This window comes from Microvirga flavescens (assembly GCF_003290125.1).
GTDB lineage: Bacteria > Pseudomonadota > Alphaproteobacteria > Rhizobiales > Beijerinckiaceae > Microvirga > Microvirga flavescens.
The window spans coordinates 819,806-840,532 of record NZ_QMKH01000001.1; the positions used below are offsets into that span (position 1 = coordinate 819,806).

Annotated in this window: 16 protein-coding genes and 1 tRNA gene; 11 read left to right on the forward strand and 6 right to left on the reverse strand. The window is 59.2% G+C overall.

Annotated elements, in window-relative coordinates:
* The first annotated feature begins 2 nt into the window (after window positions 1-2).
* From DQW91_RS03700 to DQW91_RS03735, 8 genes are all read left to right on the forward strand, one after another.
* Window positions 3-1,253 (forward strand): glycosyltransferase, encoded by a 1,251-nt coding sequence (locus DQW91_RS03700; protein WP_112662169.1) that lies wholly within the window; start codon window positions 3-5, stop codon window positions 1,251-1,253.
* A gap of 226 nt (window positions 1,254-1,479) precedes the next feature.
* Window positions 1,480-2,001 (forward strand): acyltransferase, encoded by a 522-nt coding sequence (locus tag DQW91_RS03705; RefSeq protein ID WP_112662170.1) that lies wholly within the window; start codon window positions 1,480-1,482, stop codon window positions 1,999-2,001.
* A gap of 8 nt (window positions 2,002-2,009) precedes the next feature.
* The gene (locus tag DQW91_RS03710; protein ID WP_112662171.1) at window positions 2,010-3,056 is read left to right on the forward strand and encodes a Gfo/Idh/MocA family protein; all 1,047 of its coding nucleotides are present in this window, start codon (window positions 2,010-2,012) and stop codon (window positions 3,054-3,056) included.
* Window positions 3,053-4,168: a DegT/DnrJ/EryC1/StrS family aminotransferase gene (locus DQW91_RS03715; RefSeq protein WP_112662172.1), complete on the forward strand. Its 1,116-nt coding sequence runs from the start codon at window positions 3,053-3,055 to the stop codon at window positions 4,166-4,168. The genes DQW91_RS03710 and DQW91_RS03715 overlap by 4 nt, the downstream gene beginning before the upstream one ends.
* 32 nt (window positions 4,169-4,200) lie before the next feature.
* Complete coding sequence (locus DQW91_RS03720; protein ID WP_112662173.1) at window positions 4,201-5,208, forward strand: NAD-dependent epimerase/dehydratase family protein; 1,008 nt, start codon at window positions 4,201-4,203, stop codon at window positions 5,206-5,208.
* Window positions 5,208-6,344: a DegT/DnrJ/EryC1/StrS family aminotransferase gene (locus DQW91_RS03725; protein ID WP_112662174.1), complete on the forward strand. Its 1,137-nt coding sequence runs from the start codon at window positions 5,208-5,210 to the stop codon at window positions 6,342-6,344. The genes DQW91_RS03720 and DQW91_RS03725 overlap by 1 nt, the downstream gene beginning before the upstream one ends.
* On the forward strand, window positions 6,344-7,774 hold the full coding sequence (locus tag DQW91_RS03730; RefSeq protein WP_112662175.1) for an O-antigen ligase family protein: 1,431 nt from the start codon (window positions 6,344-6,346) through the stop codon (window positions 7,772-7,774). The genes DQW91_RS03725 and DQW91_RS03730 overlap by 1 nt, the downstream gene beginning before the upstream one ends.
* A complete protein-coding gene (locus DQW91_RS03735) occupies window positions 7,767-8,681 on the forward strand; it encodes an FkbM family methyltransferase (RefSeq protein WP_112662176.1) in 915 nt (304 codons plus the stop codon). The genes DQW91_RS03730 and DQW91_RS03735 overlap by 8 nt, the downstream gene beginning before the upstream one ends.
* Here the strand turns inward: DQW91_RS03735 and DQW91_RS03740 are convergent, their stop codons facing one another.
* Complete coding sequence (locus DQW91_RS03740; RefSeq protein ID WP_112662177.1) at window positions 8,682-9,191, reverse strand: acyltransferase; 510 nt, start codon at window positions 9,189-9,191, stop codon at window positions 8,682-8,684.
* A 165-nt stretch (window positions 9,192-9,356) separates the two neighbouring features.
* On the opposite strand from DQW91_RS03740, the gene DQW91_RS03745 reads away from it, so the two are divergent.
* Window positions 9,357-10,430 carry an AI-2E family transporter gene (locus DQW91_RS03745; protein WP_112662178.1) on the forward strand — a complete coding sequence of 358 codons (1,074 nt, stop codon included), beginning with the start codon at window positions 9,357-9,359 and terminating at the stop codon, window positions 10,428-10,430.
* Between the two features lie 6 nt (window positions 10,431-10,436).
* Here the strand turns inward: DQW91_RS03745 and DQW91_RS03750 are convergent, their stop codons facing one another.
* From DQW91_RS03750 to DQW91_RS16535, 3 genes are all read right to left on the reverse strand, one after another.
* Complete coding sequence (locus DQW91_RS03750) at window positions 10,437-11,888, reverse strand: alpha/beta hydrolase (protein WP_198411762.1); 1,452 nt, start codon at window positions 11,886-11,888, stop codon at window positions 10,437-10,439.
* 352 nt (window positions 11,889-12,240) lie between these two features.
* Complete coding sequence (locus DQW91_RS03755) at window positions 12,241-13,707, reverse strand: AAA family ATPase (protein WP_112662179.1); 1,467 nt, start codon at window positions 13,705-13,707, stop codon at window positions 12,241-12,243.
* Window positions 13,708-13,859: 152 nt separating this feature from the next.
* Window positions 13,860-13,933, reverse strand: a tRNA-Arg gene (locus DQW91_RS16535).
* An 82-nt stretch (window positions 13,934-14,015) separates the two neighbouring features.
* On the opposite strand from DQW91_RS16535, the gene DQW91_RS03760 reads away from it, so the two are divergent.
* A complete protein-coding gene (locus DQW91_RS03760) occupies window positions 14,016-15,539 on the forward strand; it encodes a site-specific integrase (protein ID WP_157961329.1) in 1,524 nt (507 codons plus the stop codon).
* A 953-nt stretch (window positions 15,540-16,492) separates the two neighbouring features.
* Here DQW91_RS03760 and DQW91_RS03765 read toward each other — a convergent pair.
* Complete coding sequence (locus tag DQW91_RS03765) at window positions 16,493-17,095, reverse strand: recombinase family protein (RefSeq protein WP_112662455.1); 603 nt, start codon at window positions 17,093-17,095, stop codon at window positions 16,493-16,495.
* 300 nt (window positions 17,096-17,395) lie between these two features.
* Between DQW91_RS03765 and DQW91_RS03770 the strand changes: the two genes are divergently transcribed.
* Window positions 17,396-18,058, forward strand: coding sequence for a hypothetical protein (locus DQW91_RS03770; RefSeq protein ID WP_157961330.1), 663 nt, complete (start codon window positions 17,396-17,398; stop codon window positions 18,056-18,058).
* A gap of 73 nt (window positions 18,059-18,131) precedes the next feature.
* Here the strand turns inward: DQW91_RS03770 and DQW91_RS03775 are convergent, their stop codons facing one another.
* Window positions 18,132-20,708, reverse strand: a complete 2,577-nt coding sequence (locus tag DQW91_RS03775) for an FG-GAP-like repeat-containing protein (RefSeq protein ID WP_198411763.1) — start codon at window positions 20,706-20,708, stop codon at window positions 18,132-18,134.
* Window positions 20,709-20,727 lie beyond the last annotated feature (19 nt).

The following is a 20,727-nucleotide window of genomic DNA, read 5'->3' on the forward strand; positions in this document are numbered from 1 at the left end:
ACATGCGCATTCTCGTCTATCCGCATGACCTTGCCATCGGCGGCAGCCAGATCAACGCCATCGATCTTGCTGCCGGCATTGCCGTTGCCGGTCATGAGGTGATGGTCTATGGCATCGAGGGACCGCTGGTCGATTATATCGAGGAGCGCGGCCTGAAGTTCCTTCCCGCGCATCAGCAGCGCCAGCGGCCCGCGCCCATGCGCATCGCGCAGATTGCGAGCATTGCGGCGCGGGAGCGCATCGATCTGATCCACGCCTATGAGTGGTCGACCTGCCTTGAGGCGCATTACGGCGCAGGGCTTGCCTTGGGCGTTCCGCTGCTTTGCACGGTGCTCAGCATGGCGGTGATGCCCTATGTGCCCGCCTCGGTGCCGCTGATCATGGGCACGGAAGATCTGGGAGACGAGGCGCGCAAGGTGCAGCGCGGCGATGTCTGGGTGATCGAGCCGCCCATCGATGTCGAGCGCGATCATCCCGGCATCGACGGGTCGGAGTTTCGAAAGAAACATGCGATCGGGAAAGACGATCTTCTCGTCGTCAGCGTGTCCCGCCTTGCTCTCGACCTCAAGCTCGACGCCCTCGTGCGCGCCATCGACGCGGCGGATCTGCTGGCGGCGCGCTATCCGGTGAAACTCATCCTTGTCGGTGGTGGGCCGGCTCACGGGGCGTTGATGGAGCGCGCCCGCGCGGTCAATGCGCGATGGGGGTATGAGGTGATCGCGCTGCCCGGGCCAGAAGCAGACCCGCGCGCCGCTTATGCCGCCGCCGATGTCGTCATCGGCATGGGCAGTTCCGCTCTGCGCGCGCTCTCCATCGGACGCCCTGTCGTCGTGCAGGGCGAAGAGGCGTTCTCGGAGGTGTTCGAACCCGCAACGCTCGACCTTTTTCTACGGCAGGGCTTTTATGGTCTTGCCGACAGTGCGCCGGGAGCATCGCGCCTTGCCGTGCAGATCGAGACGCTGTTTGCCGACCCTGCCCGCCGCGAAGCTCTTGGCCGGTTCGGGCGGGAAACGGTTGTCCGTCGCTTCAGCCTCGAGCGTGCGGTGCAGGTGCAGCTCGATATCTACCGGCAAGTGCTTGCCGCGCCGGGGCGCCGCAATCTTGCGGATGCAGTGCGCTCCGGCTTTCATGCCCTGAAGCTCGAAATCGACAATCATCTCCCGGCGAGGAAGCGCGAGCGCCGCCGTTGGGAAACCGCGTTGCTGGATGCCGCGCGCCAGGGCGCATGGCCGCCACCAACATTCTCGCGCTGAGGCATCGCCTTTACGGTGTAGGCTCGTGTTGGCTTTTGTCATGGAAGCCCACTCTAACTGCTCCGCTTGGGCACGTAATCGCTGTCGGCAAGATGGGAACCCTTACCACCTAAGGGTGAGACGGGCGGCACGGGATCACCGTGCGCCTAAGTGAGTAAGCCGCATGAATGCTTCCGCTCGCAGGCCGATGAGCTAGCTTGAAACCAAGCAAAAGCGGGTGAACGGAATGCCTCTAGTGAACGTGACGCTCGGCGAGGATGTGGTCATCACACATCCCGATCTCGTCAATCTCTACGGTTGTATCGTCGGCTCCGGAACGCGCGTCGGGCCCTTTGTCGAAATTCAGAAGAACAGCGCCATCGGCGAGCGATGCAAGATCTCCTCGCACTCCTTCATCTGCGAAGGAGTCGTCATCGAGGACGAGGTCATGGTCGCGCATGGCGTCATGTTCACCAACGATCTTTATCCACGCGCCGCGAGCGAAAGCGGAGCGATGCTGACGGACAGCGATTGGGAGCTCGTGCCGACCCTGGTGCGGCGGCGGGCTTCCATCGGCTCCAACGCGACGATCCTTTGCGGCGTGACGATTGGCGAGGGAGCGATTGTCGGCTGCGGGGCGGTGGTCACGCGTGATGTTCCCGACCACGCCATCGTGGCCGGTGTTCCGGCGCGGATCATCGGGGATGCGCGCGACCGCATGAGGGCCGCAACAGAGCTTTCTCTTGCAGGCATGGCCGCAAAACGCTGAGGGGCGCTATGATCGGGATTGGCGTTGTCGGTTATGGTTATTGGGGTCCAAACCTCGCGCGCTGCATTTCGGAAACGGATGGGTGCCGCCTCGCATCGATAGCGGACTTTTCCCCCGCCGCACGAAAAAGGGCGGCGGGGCGCTATCCTGCCGCCGAGATCGTGGAGACTTGGGGCGACCTGATCGCCGATCCGCAGGTCGATGCCGTTGTCGTCGCCACCCCTACACGCCAGCATTTCGACATCGCACTCGCTGCATTGCGGGCGGGCAAGCACGTTCTCGTCGAAAAGCCGATGGCGTCCTCCTCGCGGGAGGCGGTCATTCTGATCGAAGAGGCGGAGAAGCGCGGGCTCGTCCTTATGGTCGATCACACCTTCGTCTACACCGGCGCGGTGCAGAAGATCAGGGAGCTCGTGACGAGCGGCGCGGTGGGCGAAATCTTTTACTACGATTCGACGCGCATCAATCTCGGTCTTTTCCAGTCGGACGTGAACGTGATCTGGGATCTCGCCGTGCACGATCTCGCCATTCTCGATTTCGTGCTCGACACTTGTCCTCTTGCCGTCTCCGCCACCGGCGCCGGGCACATCAAGGGCAGCCCCGAGAACATGGCGCACATCACCTATTACCTCGAAGGCGGCGCGACGGCGCATTTCAATGTGAACTGGCTCGCGCCGGTGAAGATCCGCCAGACGCTCATCGGCGGAAGCCGCCGCATGATAGTCTATGACGATGTTGAGCCGAGCGAAAAGGTGAAGGTCTACGACCGCGGCGTTTCCATCGATGGGGAGACGGATCTTCCCGGCAGCACGGAAGCGCTCAACCGTATGCGGCTCAACTATCGCATGGGCGATATCTGGACGCCGCAGCTCTCCGTGAAGGAGGCGCTGCTGAGCGAAGTGGAACACTTCGTCCAATGCGTCGAAAACCGCGTGAAGCCCATGACGAGCGGCCTGAGCGGCCTGCGCGTCGTGACGCTTCTCGAAGGGGCGACCCAATCTCTTGGACGGCGCGGCCAACCCGTGGAATTCGCAGGCATGAGGGAAGCGTCATGATCCCATTTCTCGATCTCAAGGCCCAATACCGTTCCGTTCAGGACCCGCTCGAAGAGGCGGTTCTCGATGTGCTGAGAAGCTGCGACTACGTGCTCGGCGAGCCGGTCCGGAATTTCGAGACCGCTTTCGCGCAGTTCTGTGGTGCGCGCGAGGCCATCGCCGTCAACAGCGGCACGTCCGCCCTCCATCTCGCGCTTCTCGCGGCGGGGATTGGGCCCGGCGATGAGGTCATAACGGTGCCGATGACGTTCGTGGCGACCGTCGCGGCCATTCTCTATGCCGGTGCGACGCCGGTTCTCGTGGATGTCGATCCCGACACCTTCACGATGGACCCGATGACCTTCGAGGCGGCAATCACGCCCCGCACGCGCGCCGTGATGCCTGTCCACCTGCACGGGCGGCTCGCCGACATGGATGCGATTTCCGAGATCGCGGACAGGCACGGCATTCTCATCATCGAGGATGCGGCGCAGGCCCACGGGGCCGAGTGCGGCGGCCGCAGGGCCGGCACCTTCGGAACGATGGGTTGCTTCAGCTTCTACCCCGGCAAGAACCTCGGCGCATGCGGCGAGGGCGGTGCCATCGTCACGGACGATCCAGACCTTGCCGCAACGCTCCGTTGCCTGCGCGACTGGGGGCAGGACGGCAAGTACAATCACGTTCGCCACGGCTTCAATTACAGGATGGATACCCTTCAGGCGGCGGCTCTGGAGGTGAAGCTGCGCTTCCTCCCCGCCTGGACGCAGGCGCGGCAGCAGATTGCCGCGCTCTATGACGGTCTCCTGGCGAAGACGCCCGTGCGCACGCCGCAACCCACCGGGCGCGATCACGTCTATCACGTCTATGCCATATGCGTTGAAGAGCGCGACAGGGTTCGCGCGGAATTGTCTTCCGCAGGCGTTTCCACCGGCATTCACTATCCCCGGCCCGTGCATACGCAGCGCGCCTATGCGGCACTTGTCTCCGGCCCCGCCCGCTTCCCGGTTTCCGAATGGCTCGCGGATCATTTCGTATCGCTGCCGATTTATCCGGAGATGACCGAGCAGCAGGTGGGCGCGGTGGTCGAGGCGCTCTCCCGCGTCGTGGCGCGTAACCAGGTCGCGGTTGCCTGAAGGAAAGTCTTTTCGAAAGATCGGAGATCGCCATGGTTCCTTCTCACAGCGTCTTGAGCGGAAAGCGCATCCTCGTCACCGGGGGCGCGGGTTTCGTCGGGTCGCATATCGTCGATCTTCTGGTCGATGCCGGTTGCCGCGAAGTCGTGGTGATCGACGACATGGTGCGCGGCAGGCCGGAGAATCTCTCCCGCGCGCTCGCGAGCGGACGCGCCCGCCTGATCGTCGGGGACATCCGCGACAGGGAGCTGATGAGAACGGCGGTCGATGGTATCGACACCGTGTTCCATCAGGCCGCCCTGCGCATCACCCATTGCGCGGCGGAACCTCGCGCCGCGATGGAAGTGATGGTCGACGCCACGTTCGATCTTCTCGAACTCTGCGTGCAGAGCAAGGTGCGCAAGGTGGTCATGGCATCCTCGGCCTCCATCTATGGAATGGCCGAGGAGTTCCCCACCACGGAGCGGCAGCACCCTTATAACAACCGCACGCTTTACGGCGCGGCGAAGACATTCGGCGAGGGTCTCCTGCGTTCGTTCAACGACATGTACGGCCTCGACTATGTCGCCTTGCGCTACTTCAACGTATTCGGCCCGCGCATGGATATTCACGGCCGCTATACGGAGGTGATGATCCGCTGGATGGAGCGGCTCGATGCGGGCCTTGCGCCCATCATCTTCGGCAATGGCCTGCAGACGATGGACCTCGTGCATGTGCGGGACGTGGCGCGCGCCAACATCCTCGCCGCGATCTCGCCCGCGACCGATGTGGCGCTCAATGTAGGAAGCGGAACGGAAACCTCGCTTCTCGATCTCGCCCGCATGCTCGCCCAGACGATGGGACGTCCCGCCCTCGTTCCGATTCACGAGGCGGAGCGCGCCGTCAATCCGGTGCCGCGTCGTCTTTGCGACCCTAGCGCCGCCGCGCAGCTCATCGGCTTCAAAGCGGATCTCGACGTTGCGGCGAGCCTTGGCGAACTCGTCGAGTGGTGGCGCGGGCAAGGGGGCGCACTCCGGCAGGACGAAAGGGGTGTCGCCTGATGATCCCGATCATGGCTCCCTATATCGGGCAGAGCGAGGCCGATGCGGCCGCCGCCGTGGTGATGTCCGGATGGCTCTCGCAAGGGCCCGAAGTCGCCGCTTTCGAGAACGAATTCGCGACGGCGGTGGGGGCGGACCACGCTTGCGCGGTTTCGAACTGCACGGTCGCCCTTCACCTCGCGCTGCTCGCCGTCGGCGTCGGTCCGGGCGACGAGGTCATCATGGCGAGCCACACCTTCATCGCCTGCGCGAACGCGGCGCGTCAGTGCGGGGCCGTGCCGGTTTTCGTGGATATCGACCCGGCGACCTTCACGATGGACCCGGAAAAGGTCGAGGCCGCCATTACAGAGCGCACCAAGGCCATCATGTGCATCCATCAGATGGGCATGCCCTGTGACATGGAGGCTTTCCTGCCGCTGGCCCGCGAGCATGGGCTTGCAATCGTGGAGGATGCCGCCTGCGCCATCGGCTCCGAAATCCTCATCGATGGAGAATGGCAAAGGATCGGGCAGCCGCTCGGAGACGTTGCCTGCTTCTCGCTGCATCCGCGCAAATTGCTCACGGTCGGCGACGGCGGCGTGCTGACGACCTCGAATGTCGAATTCGACCGCCGGTTTCGCCTGTGGCGGCAACACGGCATGAGCGTGCCCGACTCGGTGCGCCACAACAGTCCCAAGGTGATCTTCGAGGAATATCCGGTCACGGGCTTCAACTACCGCCTCACCGACGTGCAGGCCGCTATCGGGCGGGCGCAGCTCAAAAAGCTCGACGACATCGTCGCCCGCAGGCGCGAACTTGCCGACACTTATCGTGAAATGCTCGCAGATGTTCCCGGCGTCATCGCGCCCGAGGAGCCGGACTGGGCGAGGACGAACTGGCAGAGCTATTGCGTGCGCCTGCCCGAGGGCGCGCAGCAGGCCCATGTGATGCAGGAGATGCTCGACCGGGGCGTCGCCACCCGCCGCGGCATCATGTGCATTCATCTCGAGCCCGCCTATGCCGATGCCGAGCTGCGCTTTCCCCTGCCTGAGTCCGAGCGCGCCCACAAAGGCAGCATCCTCCTGCCGCTGTTCCACCAGATGACGGAGGAGATGCAGGACGAAGTCGTCTCCGCGCTCAGGAAAGCCTTGTCGTGATGCGCCCCCGGATCGATGGGAAAGAGATGGACTCGCCCTCGATCCGCGCAAAGCCGGAGCGGACACAAAAAGCGAACCGCCGGACCGGCAGGCCGAGAAGGGGCGGCGCCGCGGAAGAGGTTCGGCACGAACAGGCGCGCCGGCGAAAGAAGCTGCCCTGGCCCGTTACTCTTTTCCTTGTGTCGCTGGTCATCCCCTGGATCATTCAGCTCGGCCCCGTGCGGGCCTCGGCCTACCGTCTGGTGTTGCTTGCGACTCTCGTGCCGACGCTGATCATGTGGCTTTCGGGAAAAGCCGGAAGGATCAGGACTGCCGATTTCGCGCTCATCGCCTATGCGCTCTGGTGCGGGCTCAGTCTTGCGGCCAACTACGGGGTCAGCGCGACCCTGCAACCCAGCGCCATCCTGTTCATCGAGACGGCGGGCTCGTATCTCCTGGCCCGCTGCTATATTCGCGATGCGGACGATTTCTACAACGTCATCTCGCTTCTCTTCAAAATCGTCGCCTTCACCTTCCCGTTCGCGGTCATCGAATCGGTGACGAGCCGCAACATCGCGCTGGAATTATTCGGCATGGTGATGCCGACGCCGGTGGATACGAATTACGATCCGCGCTGGGGCATGCGCCGCGTGCAGGGGTATTACGAGCATCCGATCCTGTTCGGTGTCGCGACAGGCTGCATCCTCGCCCCGGTCTATCTCGTGCTCGGTTATCAGAAGCCGGTGTGGCAACGCTCCTGGCGGTCGATGATAGTCATCATCACATCCTTCCTTTCGATGTCGGCGGGGCCCACGAGCGCCGTTGTCGCGCAGGGCATGCTGCTCACCTGGAACCGCGTTCTCCACAAGTTCAAGGACCGCTGGAAGGTGATGTGGGGACTGGTTCTGGTGATGTACCTTTTCGTCGAAGTGGTCTCCAACCAGTCCGTGCCCGAATTCTTCATGACGCATTTCTCGTTCGATGAAGTCTCGGCCTATTACCGCGTTCTCATCTGGCGGTTCGGTTCCGCATCGGCGCTTAGTCATCCGGTTTTCGGTGTCGGCTTTGAGCGTTGGGAGCGACCCTCCTGGATGCCGCCGAGCATCGACATGTTCTGGCTCTATCACGCCATCATCTACGGTCTGCCCGCCGCGTTCATGATGATGCTCGCGTTCATCTCGCTTTTCGTGACCGTCGGCCTCAAGAAGGGTCTTGGCGACAGACTCACCGAGTACAGGACGGCCTACCTCATTTCCATGACCGGGTTCTTTCTGGTGGGATGGACGGTTCATTTCTGGAACGCGGTCTACGTGCTGTTCCTGTTTCTCCTCGGCAGCGGGGCCTGGATTCTGGACGCGAAAACCGAAGGGGATTCGCGCGTGAAAAGGCGCGGCACAGGCAGAGCAACGCCCAAGGACCATCCCGCCGCAGTTGGAGGAGGTCATGACTGAACAGGTACGGCTTGCGACCACCTCCGCCCGCCTGCAATCCGCTGCCTACAAGCTGCGCTGGGGCCTGCGCGCCGTCGGCTTGAAAGAGACCATCAGAGGCGCGGCAAGGCTCACGGCGTTGCGCTTGTGGCGCCCTGCCCACGCGAGCGTCGCGCTCCGTTCGGGGCCGGTTCTGGACTTTGCCTATCCCAGCCAGTTCCCACCGATCCTCGTCATGTTCGGGGATCTGATCGATCCTGAATACGCCTTCCTGCGAAAGGTTTCGCGGCCTGATTGGGTCGTCGCGGATGTGGGCGCGGCCATCGGGCAGTTCGCCGTTTTCGCGGCGCGCCTGCCTGTTGCGATGGTGCACGCCTTCGAGCCGAGCGCCGCCAATGTCGCAACGCTTGAGCACAACATCGCGCGCAACGGCATCACCGAGCGCGTGAAGGTCCATCGCCTCGCCTTGTCGAACGCCGATGGGGAATCGATTTTTGAGACCGCAGGATGCACCTGGATGGGCCACCTCGGCAATGCAAGTGGAACCGGTGAGCGCGTTGCGGTCCGCACGTTGTCAGGAGAGCTTGAACGCGCGGGCGTTGGCCATCTCTCCGTGCTGAAGGTGAACGTTTCCGGTTTCGAGCCGCAGGTTCTGGAAGGCGCGGAGAGCTTCCTTGCCGAAGGCCGCGCGGACATCCTGATCCTGCTGCTCGGCCTTCCCTCCCTGCCGTGGTACGCGAAGATCGCGGCTTACGGATACCGGTTCTTCTACTATCACCCGCAGGAGAACGCGCTCTACGAGGTGACGGCGTTCGACGAGCATTCGGTTCTCGATCACCGCCCCTGGCCCGCGCGCCACATTATCGCCGTCAGCAATGCAGCCATCGCGAACGGGGCGTTGTCGGGGGTCAGGATCCGCGTGGCGTGATCAAACATCGACCTCGCCGACGACTTGTGCAGGCGCGCCCCAGACTTTCGTGCGGGCCGGAACATCCTTGTTGACGAAGGACATTGCCCCGATGACGGCGGCATCGCCGATGGTGACGCCCTTCGTGATGATCGTGTTGGGGCCGATATAGACGCCGTGGCCGATCGTCGTCTGCGCGTAGGCGATGGGCTCGCGGCCTAACGTGACGCTGCGCCGGACGGTATCGTGGGAGTAGATCTGCACGCCCGCCGAGATCGAGCAATGATCGCCGATGCTCAGCCCGCCCGTACCGTCCAGAATGACGTTCGGGCCGATCCAGGTGTGCGCCCCCACCGCGACGTCGCCGAGGATCAGGACATTGTCGTAGCAGGAGGAGCCTTCCCCGAAGCCGTATTCGCGCGCGTTCTCCCAGCGGTCGGTGATGAGGTCCCCGAAGGAGACGCGCCGTTTGAATTCCCGGAGCTTTTCCACCTGCAGGGTCTTCTGCAGTCGCCTCAACGCTTCGAGCATCGCCAACCCCACCCGCAAAAGCTGGAGAGGGCCATGCTACACAAAGTTTGGCCGCAAGCCAAAGCGGGGACGAGTGAGCATGCCGCCTGTCCTCGCAGCCCGGGGCTGGTGCGAATGCGGCGGATCGCCTTATGTTGATAGGACAGAGGGGCTGGAGGCGCATTCATGCAGACCGACATTCGACAGCCGGCTTCGACGGACGCTGCCCCGCGCGGCAAGTCTTTATGGAGCGGCCTCTCGACGCCTCTCACGGTCATCGTGGTGTTGCTCGGTCTTGCGTTTGCCTGGCTCAACGCGGGCAGCCTGCTCCTGATTTTCGCCGCCGCCCTTTTCGCCACCTTCCTCGATGCCTGCACGCGCGCGCTCGCGCCGGTGCTGCCCATCGGCAGGGCGTGGCGGCTGTCCCTCGTGGTCACCGCCCTCACCGGCCTCGTGGTGTTCGCGCTCGTGCGGGGCATCGGGCAGGTGCCCGAGCAGGCGCGCATGCTCCTGCGCGTCATGGATGCCCAGCTCGACGTGCTGCAGAAGAAGTTCGAGAGTTACGGCATCGACATTCTCGGGCCGGAGGGCGCACGCGATTTCTTCCACCTGCTGCCCGAGCCGGGCATTCTCTTCGGTCATGCGCAGACGGCGCTCGGCACTGCCTCGGCCATCCTCGTAAACACGATCTTCATCGCGTTTCTCGGCCTGTTCCTCGCGGCCCATCCGGAAGGTTATCGCGCCGGTCTTCTCTGCCTCGTGCCCGTGAGCTATCGCGGGCGGGTGCGCGAGATCATGGGCGAGATGGGTTATGTCATGCGCGGCTGGCTTCTCGGCCAGCTCGTGCGCACGGCGCTCGTGATGCTCACCCTGTGGCTCGCCTTCTACCTCCTGGGTTTGCCCAGTGCGTTCCTGCTTGCGCTGCAGGCGGGCCTGTCGAATTTCATTCCCTATATCGGGCCGCTCGTTGCGGGCGTACCCGTGGCGCTCGTGGCCATGCCGCTCGGAACGCCGATGCTCGCCTGGGCGATGGCGATCTACTTCGTGATTCAAAATCTCGACGGCTATGTCATCGGCCCCCTCGTGCACCGGGAGGCCGTGCAGGTACCGCCCGCATGGACATTGGTCGGCGTCGTCATTCTCGGCGCGGCCTTCGGCGTCATGGGTATGGCGCTTGCGACGCCGCTCCTCGCCATCGCCCGCGTCGGCGTGCTGCGGTTCTATGTCGAGGACTGGCTCGGCGACCGCCCGGCGGCTTGATGGATTTCAGGGCGCGTTCTTTCGGGCAAGATCGGCGGCGATGGTTTGCGCGATACGCGCGGCCATCTGCGGATAGAACGGATTGGAGTTGATCCGCATCAGCGTGTCGAGATCGCTCACCAGCACTCCGCGCTCGCCCCGCGCGGCCAGCGTTCCCAAATGCAGCCCGAAATCGGCATCGCCCTCGGGCGCAAGGCCGTAGAGGGAATCGTCGACTGGAAACGGCAGCGCCACATGCGAAAGCGAATAGATGTCGCGCGGATAGGCAAGACCGAGAGGGTGGACGCTCGTTTCCGTCGCACCTGCCGGCGTGATCTGCGCGACGGCGTTCGTATCGCCGGGGCCGGCATTGGTAACGACGATGGTGCCATAGCGCCTTGGCGCCGGCGGCAGAATGCGTGAGAGGGCGGTCTCGGCGGAAGGGCTGAGAAGCGGTCCAAGATCCGCCGCGCGGTTGAGATCGAACAGAACGATCTCGTTGTCGTTCACAGGCAGAAGATCGTAGAGCGCGGAGACGACCGCGCGCGTGCTCACCGTGAAATCCATCACCGATTGGAAGGTGAGGATAGGCGGCAGTTCCCGCAAACGGCCCTCTTTCGCCTTCGCGGAAAGCCGTTCCTGCAACGCCGCCGTCAGGAGGTAGGATTGGCGCGCCGCGTTGACGGGAAAGGAGTTGTACTTGAACGGGTTGAACTCCGGCAGAACGCTGAGCCACGCCGCTTTCGCGAAGCGCGGGAAGTAAGCGGGTAAGCCAGCGAGCCCCGCAAAGCGCGCGAAGGCCGTGACGCCGACCATCGGCGAAATCAAAACCAGCCTGTCCGCCCGGGTGAGCCTGTCATCGTCGAGAGCATCGAGCGCGTATTTCAGCGTGAGCGCGCCGCCGTTGGAATAGCCGACGATGTGAAGCGGCTTTGACGGGCCGATGTTCCGCCGCGCCTCACGCACCGCAAGCCGCGTCGCCGCAAGCCAGTCCTCCCACTCCACATCCGTCAGCGCGCCGGGCACGGTGCCGTGTGCGGGAAGCCTGATCCCCACCGATACGAAGCCGTGCTCGCGATAGAGCCGCGCGACATGGCGCAGGCTGTAGGGCGCATCCGTCAGGCCGTGCAGCAGGACAACCGCTCCCCTCGGCGCGCCTTCGGGCTCGAGAATGAAGGAGCGGTTCCAATCTTTGGCGAAGCGTCCGGGATGAACGGGGCTGCCGTCGAAATAGCGATTGTCCGCAATCCGCTCCTGCGGGTCGAGCTTTTGCGTCACCTCGCTCCGCACGCTGTCGAAAATGGATTGCTCGGCCTTCAGGTAAGCGGCCCAATCGGCATGATCGAGATCCTCCTTGCCCAACTCCTCCGGCACGAAGGTGTGCCACGGCGCGAGCGGCGCGCCGCGCTGGGAATCGTAGGCGCGCACCCCGAAGAGCGTGAGCGCGATGAGGATGAGGGACCACGCCATCCATTTCATGTTGCTGAACCTTTCGCCCCTCGGCAGTTTCGATCACTGCGGGCCATGAACCGCGGCTGTATTATGTTCATGTAGGGCGGGCGGCTCTTGTCGGGATGCCAGTGGTCTTCTGGCGCCGGTTGTCCTCCGAACCATCTGCACCGCCGTCCTGACGCTCGCCGTCGCCGCCCTCCTTTTTCGCCTACTTCGTCTTCCGGCCCGTGCGGTTCGGAGCGCCGGGAGGGGCGGTGAAGGTTACGCCGGCGGAATAGGGGGCAAAGTCGTTGAAGCTTATACCGGTGCAGGCTATCGCGTTTGGCACCTGAGTAACGCAGGCTTGGCTACGCGAAAAACTATCCGGGTGGGCCGAAGCCTAATGTGCCGGCAGATCTAGCAGGCGCTCAAAAAGTTGCTTCACTTCAATTGGCATAAAATCGCGCTTATCTGACAAGATGTGCTCGATCACGTACTGCATGAGCTTGCCTGCCTGCCTTTTTGCGACACTGTTTAGTTTGGGAAACGCGGTTAGTATCATTTCCTCAAGGGCGTGATCATCGGTCGTAAGATACCGTTCGTCGATCATCAGCTTTATGCCACCAACGTACTCGCATTCGATCTCACTTGTAGGTTTCTCACCGAGAACAGCTTGGCAAACACACCTAACCACAGACTGTAGCTGCTGCTGATCATAAGATATGAACGTTAAATAACTCGCTTGAGCGTCGATCCCGATTGCCGTCTTTAAGTTCGGTGTTGATCGCGCAATAAGTGCCGCAATCAACAACGGGTCAAGAATGACATTCTCAAGCCCGTTTCGCCGCCCCTCTGCAAGCACGTGCAATCTAGTGTCAGAGGTTCTCCTGCCGTCCCAGTCGAGAAGCCCGAACACAGAGGTGTTCCCGGCATCGCTCAGCTCATTCACAAGCCGCACTACAACGTCGCATCCTGTGTTGACCGCGGCACCATCTTTGCTCACGGTTGATATGAATTCTAAAGACCTCTGAGAGGCAAGCGTCGGTTTAAGAACCTTGTAAAGCAGTTCATACGTGATCGCGTCAGCGGGGCTTTCGACAAAGACTTGCCTGCGACCATCAAATGAGATGGAAAGGGTCGGAACTCCTACTGTAAGAGCATTCAAGGCTTCAGCTTTGCTGGTCTTATGAAGTCCGGGCACACCGGGACGCATAATGTAGATGGATTCTTCAGGTGCTATTGCAACGGTTGAGGGAGAATGCGTGGTTGCAATCACATGGATTTCAAACTGATCGACCAGAATGTTGATGATCGTACCTACTACACTCTTGGACATCGACGGATGCAGGGGCGCGTCGATTTCATCCAGCAGGATGACTTTAGGATACACGGCGACCTGCCGCCGATCTGATGCGTAATAGACACAGAACGCGAAAGACATGAGCACCTTTTCGCCCGACGAAAGGTGTTGAAATTTGACTTCAATGCCTGATGATTTCTTCGTTAGGTGTGGTTCATAGGGAATGTAGTTGTCTAGATTTGGGGCATTTATCATAAAATCTACGCCGGCACTCTCAAGTGCTTGGTTCACAAAGTCCCATGGGGCAGGCCCATATTGTTGCGTGAACTCCGCGTCAGTCAGGGTATTCACCTGAGCGCCAGATGACGCATCGAAATACCTAATCTCTGTGGTCTGACCCGCTCGGTGATGTGGTGCAGCATCAGTTGTGACCGCCCCGGCTAGGATGGCTTGCAGCAGATGACTTTTCCCAGAGCCATTTAGGCCGGTGATCAGAGAAAACTTCGGCACCTCAATGGTTGGGAAGTCGGTAATGGAAAGATGTGATAACTGGAAGCTCAGCTTCATCCGGATCCTGCCTGTTGCTGAGCATAATATCCTATCAACGCTAGCTCACAGGTCTAGCGTTTCGACAATGAAGGTTGTGAAGGGGCTTGCTAAATCAGATTCCGAAGCTTGACCTTAGCGCTTAAAACCTAAGCTCGACAAGGGCTTGGTAATGGCGCACCCGACACGATTCGAACGTGTGACCTTTGCCTTCGGAGCGTAATACATACAGTATTACTTTGCATGCCGTCGGATTTTATTTATAGACAACATTAGATTGAACTTCTTAAGTTCTAAGGGAAACAACATGTTTACTGAAATCCCTTTTTATGAAGCATCAATTAACGAATAAACACTCCCCAAAATCGACATGGCACACTCCTGGCACACCTAATCAACCTGCCGCCCTGATGCCCAGAACCAGCGCCAAAAGCTCAAAAAGCCGCTCTGTTGAAGAAATGCACTTCCATCAGACTGGGCGATTTCAAATTAAGCCCGGCCTTGCCTTGTACAAAAATCCAAGGTCACGTTTCATTTATGCAGATCATGTCTTTTCGCCCAAGGAGAGGGTTCGTAACTCAACACGAACAGATAGTTATTGGCTTGCCAAGGATATTGCTCAGCGGCAACACAAGGACCTTCTGCACAGAGTGCAACAAGGCGCACCGATCCACATCTCCGGTCCCAGTGTCAGCGATTTGCTCGAAGCATATCTTGAGGGACTGAACCAAAAACTGGCTTTGGGCGATAAAAGTGTGAAACCAGAGATTTCCGCCATAATGAGGAATTTAGTTCCTTTTTGGCGCACGATCTCTTTGGGTCAACTTAACCGCCAAACCTTCTACCGATGGGAGGAATGGCGGAAATCTAAGCATATCGAAGCACCAGCGTTCCGCACCTATAAGAGGGGCACTGCCACGATTACGGCCCCCACGAAGGAGAAGCCGCCGACCGTTAGCACACTGCAAAGAGAGAAAACTTACTTTGTGGGTGCTCTTACCTGGGGCAGCAATCAAATTGAAAAGTGGGTCAGTGATGAGGTGGTCGCTGAAATCAGGCACCTCCCTCGCCGTCGATCAAACAAAAAGGCGCAAGCGGAAAACGACTGGAAGCGCGCAGCCCTTACGGACGAGCAAACGACAATCCTGAATCGCGAGTTTTATGCTTGGGAAGAAAAGGAAAAAGCCCGCGTTTCTAAACACGGAGAGCAGGGAAAAGGCCGGAACTACGAGCGAAGGCTCATGGCACATAGAGTCAAATTGATGCTGGCTTCCGGTCTGAGGCCGGGCGCTGAGGTTAATGACCTCAAGTGGAAGGACATTCAAACCGCGCGCCTCTCAGATGGTCGAGAGATCATTGTCATCACCCCTTGTGGAAGCGGTAAGACGGGCCCAAGGGTCGTAAATTGTCTTCCCGAGTCAGTTAAAGTCATCGCATCTTTGCGCTCCATGCTCACAGAGTTTGGCTTTCCTATTGAAGGCGAGGCATCGCTCTGGCCTCATGTTGGGGGCGGGATTGTGAATGATATGAACAACAGCTTCAAAGGCGTGATGCGACGACTTAAGTTTGGCCAGGAGCTTAGTTCAGAGCCTCTTTATATTTGCCGTCATACCTATATCACGCACCTACTCAAGGCAGGTATTAGCTCGGACATCATCGCGACGAACTGCGGCACGTCAGTCGAAATGATCGAGAAGCACTATAAGCACCTCAAGGCAGAAAGCCTGCGCGATGCATTGGTTCCCCGGATCAATTCATCCCGATTTGGCAGCGAATTAGCACTGCCGAACGGAAGTCAGCACAGACTGGAACTTAGATCGGACGGCAAAATGGTGCTGGCAAAGGCAACATAAGCCCTTGAAACAAAGATCAAGAAAATTGCTTTTTGCGATAGCTCTATGAGAGAATAAATATATAGGAGATACGCTTTCGAAGCAGCTTCTCCTTCATATCACTCAGGAGTTACAGGGGCGACTCCACCCCGAAGCCGCTATCTGGGACAACATACGAGGCATGGCGCACTGCCATAAGCCGCAGACCAGACGCGAGGAGAGTGACCGACCGAGACGGACATCATCGCCCATGATGGCAGATGAGTAACGGCTGCTCGGCAAAGGGCTGAAAAGCCGCTTTGCAAGAAGGCATCTAAAAAGAGGAGAAGTGCGTCCTGACCAATCTGACGCCTCTTCGCATGTCCCTGATCTTCTAGGTCGGTCAGGGGCATGAGCAGCGATTACATGATCGCCAACCGTTGGGCTATAAGTCCGCCCGGGAGGCAAGACCAGCCAATGCAAAAGGTGCTCTGAAACCCGGCTATGATCTCGAAGAAGATCATTGGGCCGCACAAACACACATTGAGTTGACCATCCCAAACTCTCACAACTAGGCGGGACTGGCCGAGAAGAAGCCGCTACATGCTGGGACCGGGCAACCTCCAGCCGCCTGTAAAAAGGCCGCGTGGCTGACCTAGAAGGTTAGAATTCCACTCAGGATGTGAACCTCATCTCCTCTTCCACTGCACGTTCTTGCCACGCGGTGGAGGGGGAGAGAGAGGGCCATCTAGGATGTGAAGCAGAATGAAGTGATCTGCATAATGAGCAAAATTAGATCACCGCTGATGGCCTGAAATGCAAGCAATCACGAGAGGATCGAGTGATTGAGAGCGATGGAAGGCCAATCAGCAGGGCTGGAGGCATTAGCCTCTGGCCCTCAAACTTAGTTTCTGGCCACTGGATCAAGGGCTGAGACGGCCTCCTGGACCGTCTGAACCGTCCAAACTAACTTTCCAAAGTTAGTTTGGACCCAATTATGCGGCTTCTGCCGGTTCCATGGCTTCGCGCTGCCCTGCCCTGAGAGCCGCATAGTAGCTAGACCTGCTGATGCCCAAAATCCGACATGTCTCTGGGACAGTGGTGGCCGGATCGTCATGGGCAAGCATCACCTGCCGGATCAGAGCATCAGTGATTTTGGGAGGTCGGCCAAAGCGAGTTTGGCGCTGCCGGGCGATGGCTCGACCTGCCGCACTGCGTTCGAGAAGAAGGTTGCGCTCGAATTCGGCCAAGACAGCCAACACACCGACAACCATCTTTCCGGTTGCAGTGCTCGTGTCGATGTTGTCCATGACCGAAACTAACTTTGCTCCCCTCGCCTCGATCTCTTCAACGATTTGGAGCAAGTGAAGCTGGGAACGTGCAAGCCGGTCGAGACGGTAGACCGTCGCCTGATCCCCTGGGCGAAGCTGATCGATCATGCGACGCAGTTCGGTCCGATCCCGCTTCGCGCCCGACGCTTTCTCTCGGTAGATGTCCCGGTCATCCACACCAGCCTTGATCAAGGCATCGAGTTGAAGAGACCAGTCCTGGTCGGAAGTTGATACTCGCGAATACCCGAACTTCCGACCTGCATCCATCCAAAAACTCCCGTGCAATTAAGAACAATTCTCGCACGGACTTTTTGCACGTCAAACAATTTGTATTTCCATCACCCGATCAGCAGTCCAAAAATTGAAGAATTTTTGGCAACAGTTAATAGCTTCTAGCGAAAGCCGACCAACGCAATCGGAGTACGAACAGCTTGTCTTTCGGAAACTAACTGTAAGCAGAAGGTGCAGAGTGAATCCCGAAGCAATCTCCTGATTTGACTCAGAGAACAGTCCGACTCTTGAGAGGCGCGAACCATGTGCAATACTGGTTCTAAAGGGAGTAAAGACTTGAGCACTAAACCGCAGATCGACTGGGACAGGATCGAGTCATTCATTGGATATGGCAGGCATGATGCGCCGGTCGTTTTTATTGGCATGGAGGAGGGACTGGCTTCTGACCAGGACTTGGAAGAGGACCTGATCCGCCGCTCAACTTATGACCCAGTCATAGAGCTACAGGGTGGCGCTCGGAAAGGGCAGCGCACATGGCGAGCCATGTGTGACCTCATGCTTCGGCGTGAAGGCATAATCGACCTGAGTTCCGGTAAACGTAATGAGTATCAAGCCAAAAAATTGGGCATTGCCAATGGTGATACGTTACTCACTGAACTCTTGCCCTATCCGCACAACAAAGCGACTGATTGGCTCTACTCTCCTTACGGCAGATATTCAAACCGGGACGAGTATCTCAAAGGCATGCTTCCCAAACGGATAGCAATGCTTCGAGACCTGATCCAGCAATTCCGGCGGGAAATCATAGTGTGCTATGGCAAGGAGCGCTGGGATCACTATAAGAAGCTCTTCGAAGGGACGCCTTGGCGAAAGCAAGGACTCTTTGAGATTGCAGATGACAAAGGCACTCGCATTGTCTTGGCTCCTCATTTCAGTGGCAGAGCCTTCAACACCAACGAGCAGCTTGCCGAAATGGCTAGGGTAGCACTTGGCAACTGAGAGTGGCTCTTAGCCACTCCCTCCTAGGTGCAAGTAGCTAAGATGTCGCTTATCAGTGACAGTTTGCGATTCTTTAGATGACGTAGAAATCCGCATAGGTCATCTTCAGCCCCTTCGAGAGGCTCGCGATCTTCACCATGGCTGCACGACCGGTGCCGTCCGGATCATAGTAGAGTGCACCCGTGCCCTTGTTGTAGATGATCCGATCATCACCATCATGCGCCTTTGTGCCGATCCAGAAATAGCCGGACCTGAGCGTTCCATTCTTCCCTAGCTTGGTGAAGATGGCGTTCTCCAGGTAGATCGTATCGTATTTCACACTAAAGTCGGTGATCGTGTCCACGTTTGAGTACTTGTTCAGCGTCGTATTGAATACGAATTTGTCCGAACCTGATCCGCCAGTCAGACGGTCGTTACCAAGCCCACCATTGATCGTATCATTACCAGTGCCGCCGTTGATGCGGTTAGCGCCAGCATTTCCAGTGATCACGTTGTTAAGGCTGTTGCCGGTGAGATTGACCGCTCCTGTGCCAGAACTGTAAAGCCGTTCAACGTAAGACGCCAAGGTCAGACTAACGCTGCTGTAAATGGTGTCGGCAGCACCCCCAGTAGAGGTCTCGATCACCCGATCCCCGGCATTGTCCACGTAGTACGTGTCATTGCCGATCCCGCCGTTCATCAGGTCAGCGCCTGCCCCGCCATTGAGAGTATCGTTTCCGGCTTGACCATAAAGGGTATTGACAGCAGCGTTGCCGGTGATGGTGTTGTTCAGGTCGTTGCCAACGAGACTGACCGCATCCGAACCTTGAGCGAAGAGCCGCTCAACATAAGCTCCCAACGTGTAGCTGACCGTCGTATAAACGGTGTCCGCGTTTCCGGCGGTCGCGGTCTCAACCACTTGATCTCCAGCGCCATCGACATAATAGGTATCATCGCCGAGCCCGCCTTCGAGGTGGTCGTCCCCCGCCCCGCCATTCAGAACGTTGTTGGCGTTGTCCCCAACCAGAATGTCAGCGAACGAGCTTCCAGTCAGATTCTCGATGCTAATGTACTGATCTCCAGCCGCGTTCCCAGTATTTGTAGTCGAGTTGGACAGGTTGGCGGTCACGCCCGCAGTGGCTCCGGCGTAGGAAGCCGTGTCGCTTCCCAAGCCACCGTTGAGGGTATCGGCCCCGGCAAGACCCAGGAAGGTGTCGTCTCCCGCCCACCCTGTGAGACGGTCGCCTCCAGCCGTCCCATTCGCTGTGATGGCAGTGGTGAAGTCGCTATTGAAGTTGATGTTCGTGTTCAGGGTGCCATAGACGCTCGACCGGGTTCCATCCGGCAGGAAGACGTTGTCACGCAGGACTTGGAAGTTCACTGTCCCATTCGCGGTCAGGTATGGGATGAAGCGCGGGACATTGTCGATCCAGACGCCAGCGGCGTTCTTAAACGTGTTCGCCCATGTCAGGTACTCGTCCCGAACAGCAAGGTGCAGGCGACCCGATCCGTCATTAAGGAAGATCGCATTGCCATGTGTGGCTCCATTGCCTTCCTCGGCAATCGCCAAATCGATGGTCCCATTGCCGTCGAAATCACGAACCTGAAGGCTGTAGTCGGCAGTCCAGTTGTTCTGGTACTCCGGCAGCCAAGTGTCCGTTATATCAACGAAGTTGAAGCTACCCTGGTTCTTGTAGATACGGATAGCCGAGGCATTCTCACCGAGCGAATAGTTGGTGCTCAGAGTCAGGATGTCATTCAGGCCATCCCCGTCAAAGTCCGCAATCATGGTGCGGACATCGTGGCTATACGTCTCCTGAAACAATTCGCCAGTGCCGAAGTCGATGGGCGAGAGACCATCGTGATGGGTCTCGAAGTAAGGGGTGATCTTGGCAACCTTTGTGCCATTCACCATCCCCGTACCATTGCCCTTCATGATTAGAATGTCGGCACGCTGGAAGTAGCCAGCATCATCATAGAGCGGGATGCTGGTATCGATGGCATCACCGATCACGAAGTCCACCTGACCATCGTTGTCCAGATCGCCTGCCGCTACCGCCGATCCACCGGGTGAGCGATTGACCGGATTGGCGTCGGGAGTGTTCCAGATCGCAATCGGGTTTGCGCCGTTCTGGCTGAGGAAATACTGGTCGGAGGTGCGAGGGTTTCCTGTTGCTGAATCGACAGCGCTGTAGGTTGCCGTGATGACATCCATCAGCCCGTCGCCATTTACGTCGGCAAGATTGGCACCATGTGCCGAGATGCGGTCCTCATAATCCACGCGCGTATAGCCGGACGCACCAGAGATGAGGAAGGTCGAGCGCACAGGTGTAACTGGGAAGTCGGTGAATCCGGCAACACCGATGTCGCCCTTTCCGTCTCCGTTGAAATCAGCGACCAGGGGCTGCCATGTCCCAGCGATGACAGTGCCGGAAAGGCCGCTAAACTCCGTGAAACCACCCGATGCGTCCTGCTTCAGCACCAAAAGGCGTGTGGCAGCGTTGTCCGGACCAGTCGGGTCGCTGCCATAAGCCCATCCGCCGATGACCATATCCAAGCGACCGTCTCCGTCGAGATCGCCAAAGTGGTAACCGGAGTTGATTTGGTCGCCCGGAAAAATAGTGAACCTGAAGAGGCCAATGGCGATGACTTTAGGTGATGTGGTGATCATCGGCGCTCCAGATAGCTTT

What these genes read in the sequence shown, in the direction of transcription:
- DQW91_RS03700 (WP_112662169.1), top strand. Translation starts at nt 3, where the DNA reads ATGCGCATTCTCGTCTATCCGCATGACCTTGCCATCGGCGGCAGCCAG.
- DQW91_RS03705 (WP_112662170.1), top strand. Translation starts at nt 1,480, where the DNA reads ATGCCTCTAGTGAACGTGACGCTCGGCGAGGATGTGGTCATCACACAT.
- DQW91_RS03710 (WP_112662171.1), top strand. Translation starts at nt 2,010, where the DNA reads ATGATCGGGATTGGCGTTGTCGGTTATGGTTATTGGGGTCCAAACCTC.
- DQW91_RS03715 (WP_112662172.1), top strand. Translation starts at nt 3,053, where the DNA reads ATGATCCCATTTCTCGATCTCAAGGCCCAATACCGTTCCGTTCAGGAC.
- DQW91_RS03720 (WP_112662173.1), top strand. Translation starts at nt 4,201, where the DNA reads ATGGTTCCTTCTCACAGCGTCTTGAGCGGAAAGCGCATCCTCGTCACC.
- DQW91_RS03725 (WP_112662174.1), top strand. Translation starts at nt 5,208, where the DNA reads ATGATCCCGATCATGGCTCCCTATATCGGGCAGAGCGAGGCCGATGCG.
- DQW91_RS03730 (WP_112662175.1), top strand. Translation starts at nt 6,344, where the DNA reads ATGCGCCCCCGGATCGATGGGAAAGAGATGGACTCGCCCTCGATCCGC.
- DQW91_RS03735 (WP_112662176.1), top strand. Translation starts at nt 7,767, where the DNA reads ATGACTGAACAGGTACGGCTTGCGACCACCTCCGCCCGCCTGCAATCC.
- DQW91_RS03740 (WP_112662177.1), bottom strand. Translation starts at nt 9,191, where the DNA reads ATGCTCGAAGCGTTGAGGCGACTGCAGAAGACCCTGCAGGTGGAAAAG.
- DQW91_RS03745 (WP_112662178.1), top strand. Translation starts at nt 9,357, where the DNA reads ATGCAGACCGACATTCGACAGCCGGCTTCGACGGACGCTGCCCCGCGC.
- DQW91_RS03750 (WP_198411762.1), bottom strand. Translation starts at nt 11,888, where the DNA reads ATGAAATGGATGGCGTGGTCCCTCATCCTCATCGCGCTCACGCTCTTC.
- DQW91_RS03755 (WP_112662179.1), bottom strand. Translation starts at nt 13,707, where the DNA reads ATGAAGCTGAGCTTCCAGTTATCACATCTTTCCATTACCGACTTCCCA.
- DQW91_RS03760 (WP_157961329.1), top strand. Translation starts at nt 14,016, where the DNA reads ATGAAGCATCAATTAACGAATAAACACTCCCCAAAATCGACATGGCAC.
- DQW91_RS03765 (WP_112662455.1), bottom strand. Translation starts at nt 17,095, where the DNA reads ATGGATGCAGGTCGGAAGTTCGGGTATTCGCGAGTATCAACTTCCGAC.
- DQW91_RS03775 (WP_198411763.1), bottom strand. Translation starts at nt 20,708, where the DNA reads ATGATCACCACATCACCTAAAGTCATCGCCATTGGCCTCTTCAGGTTC.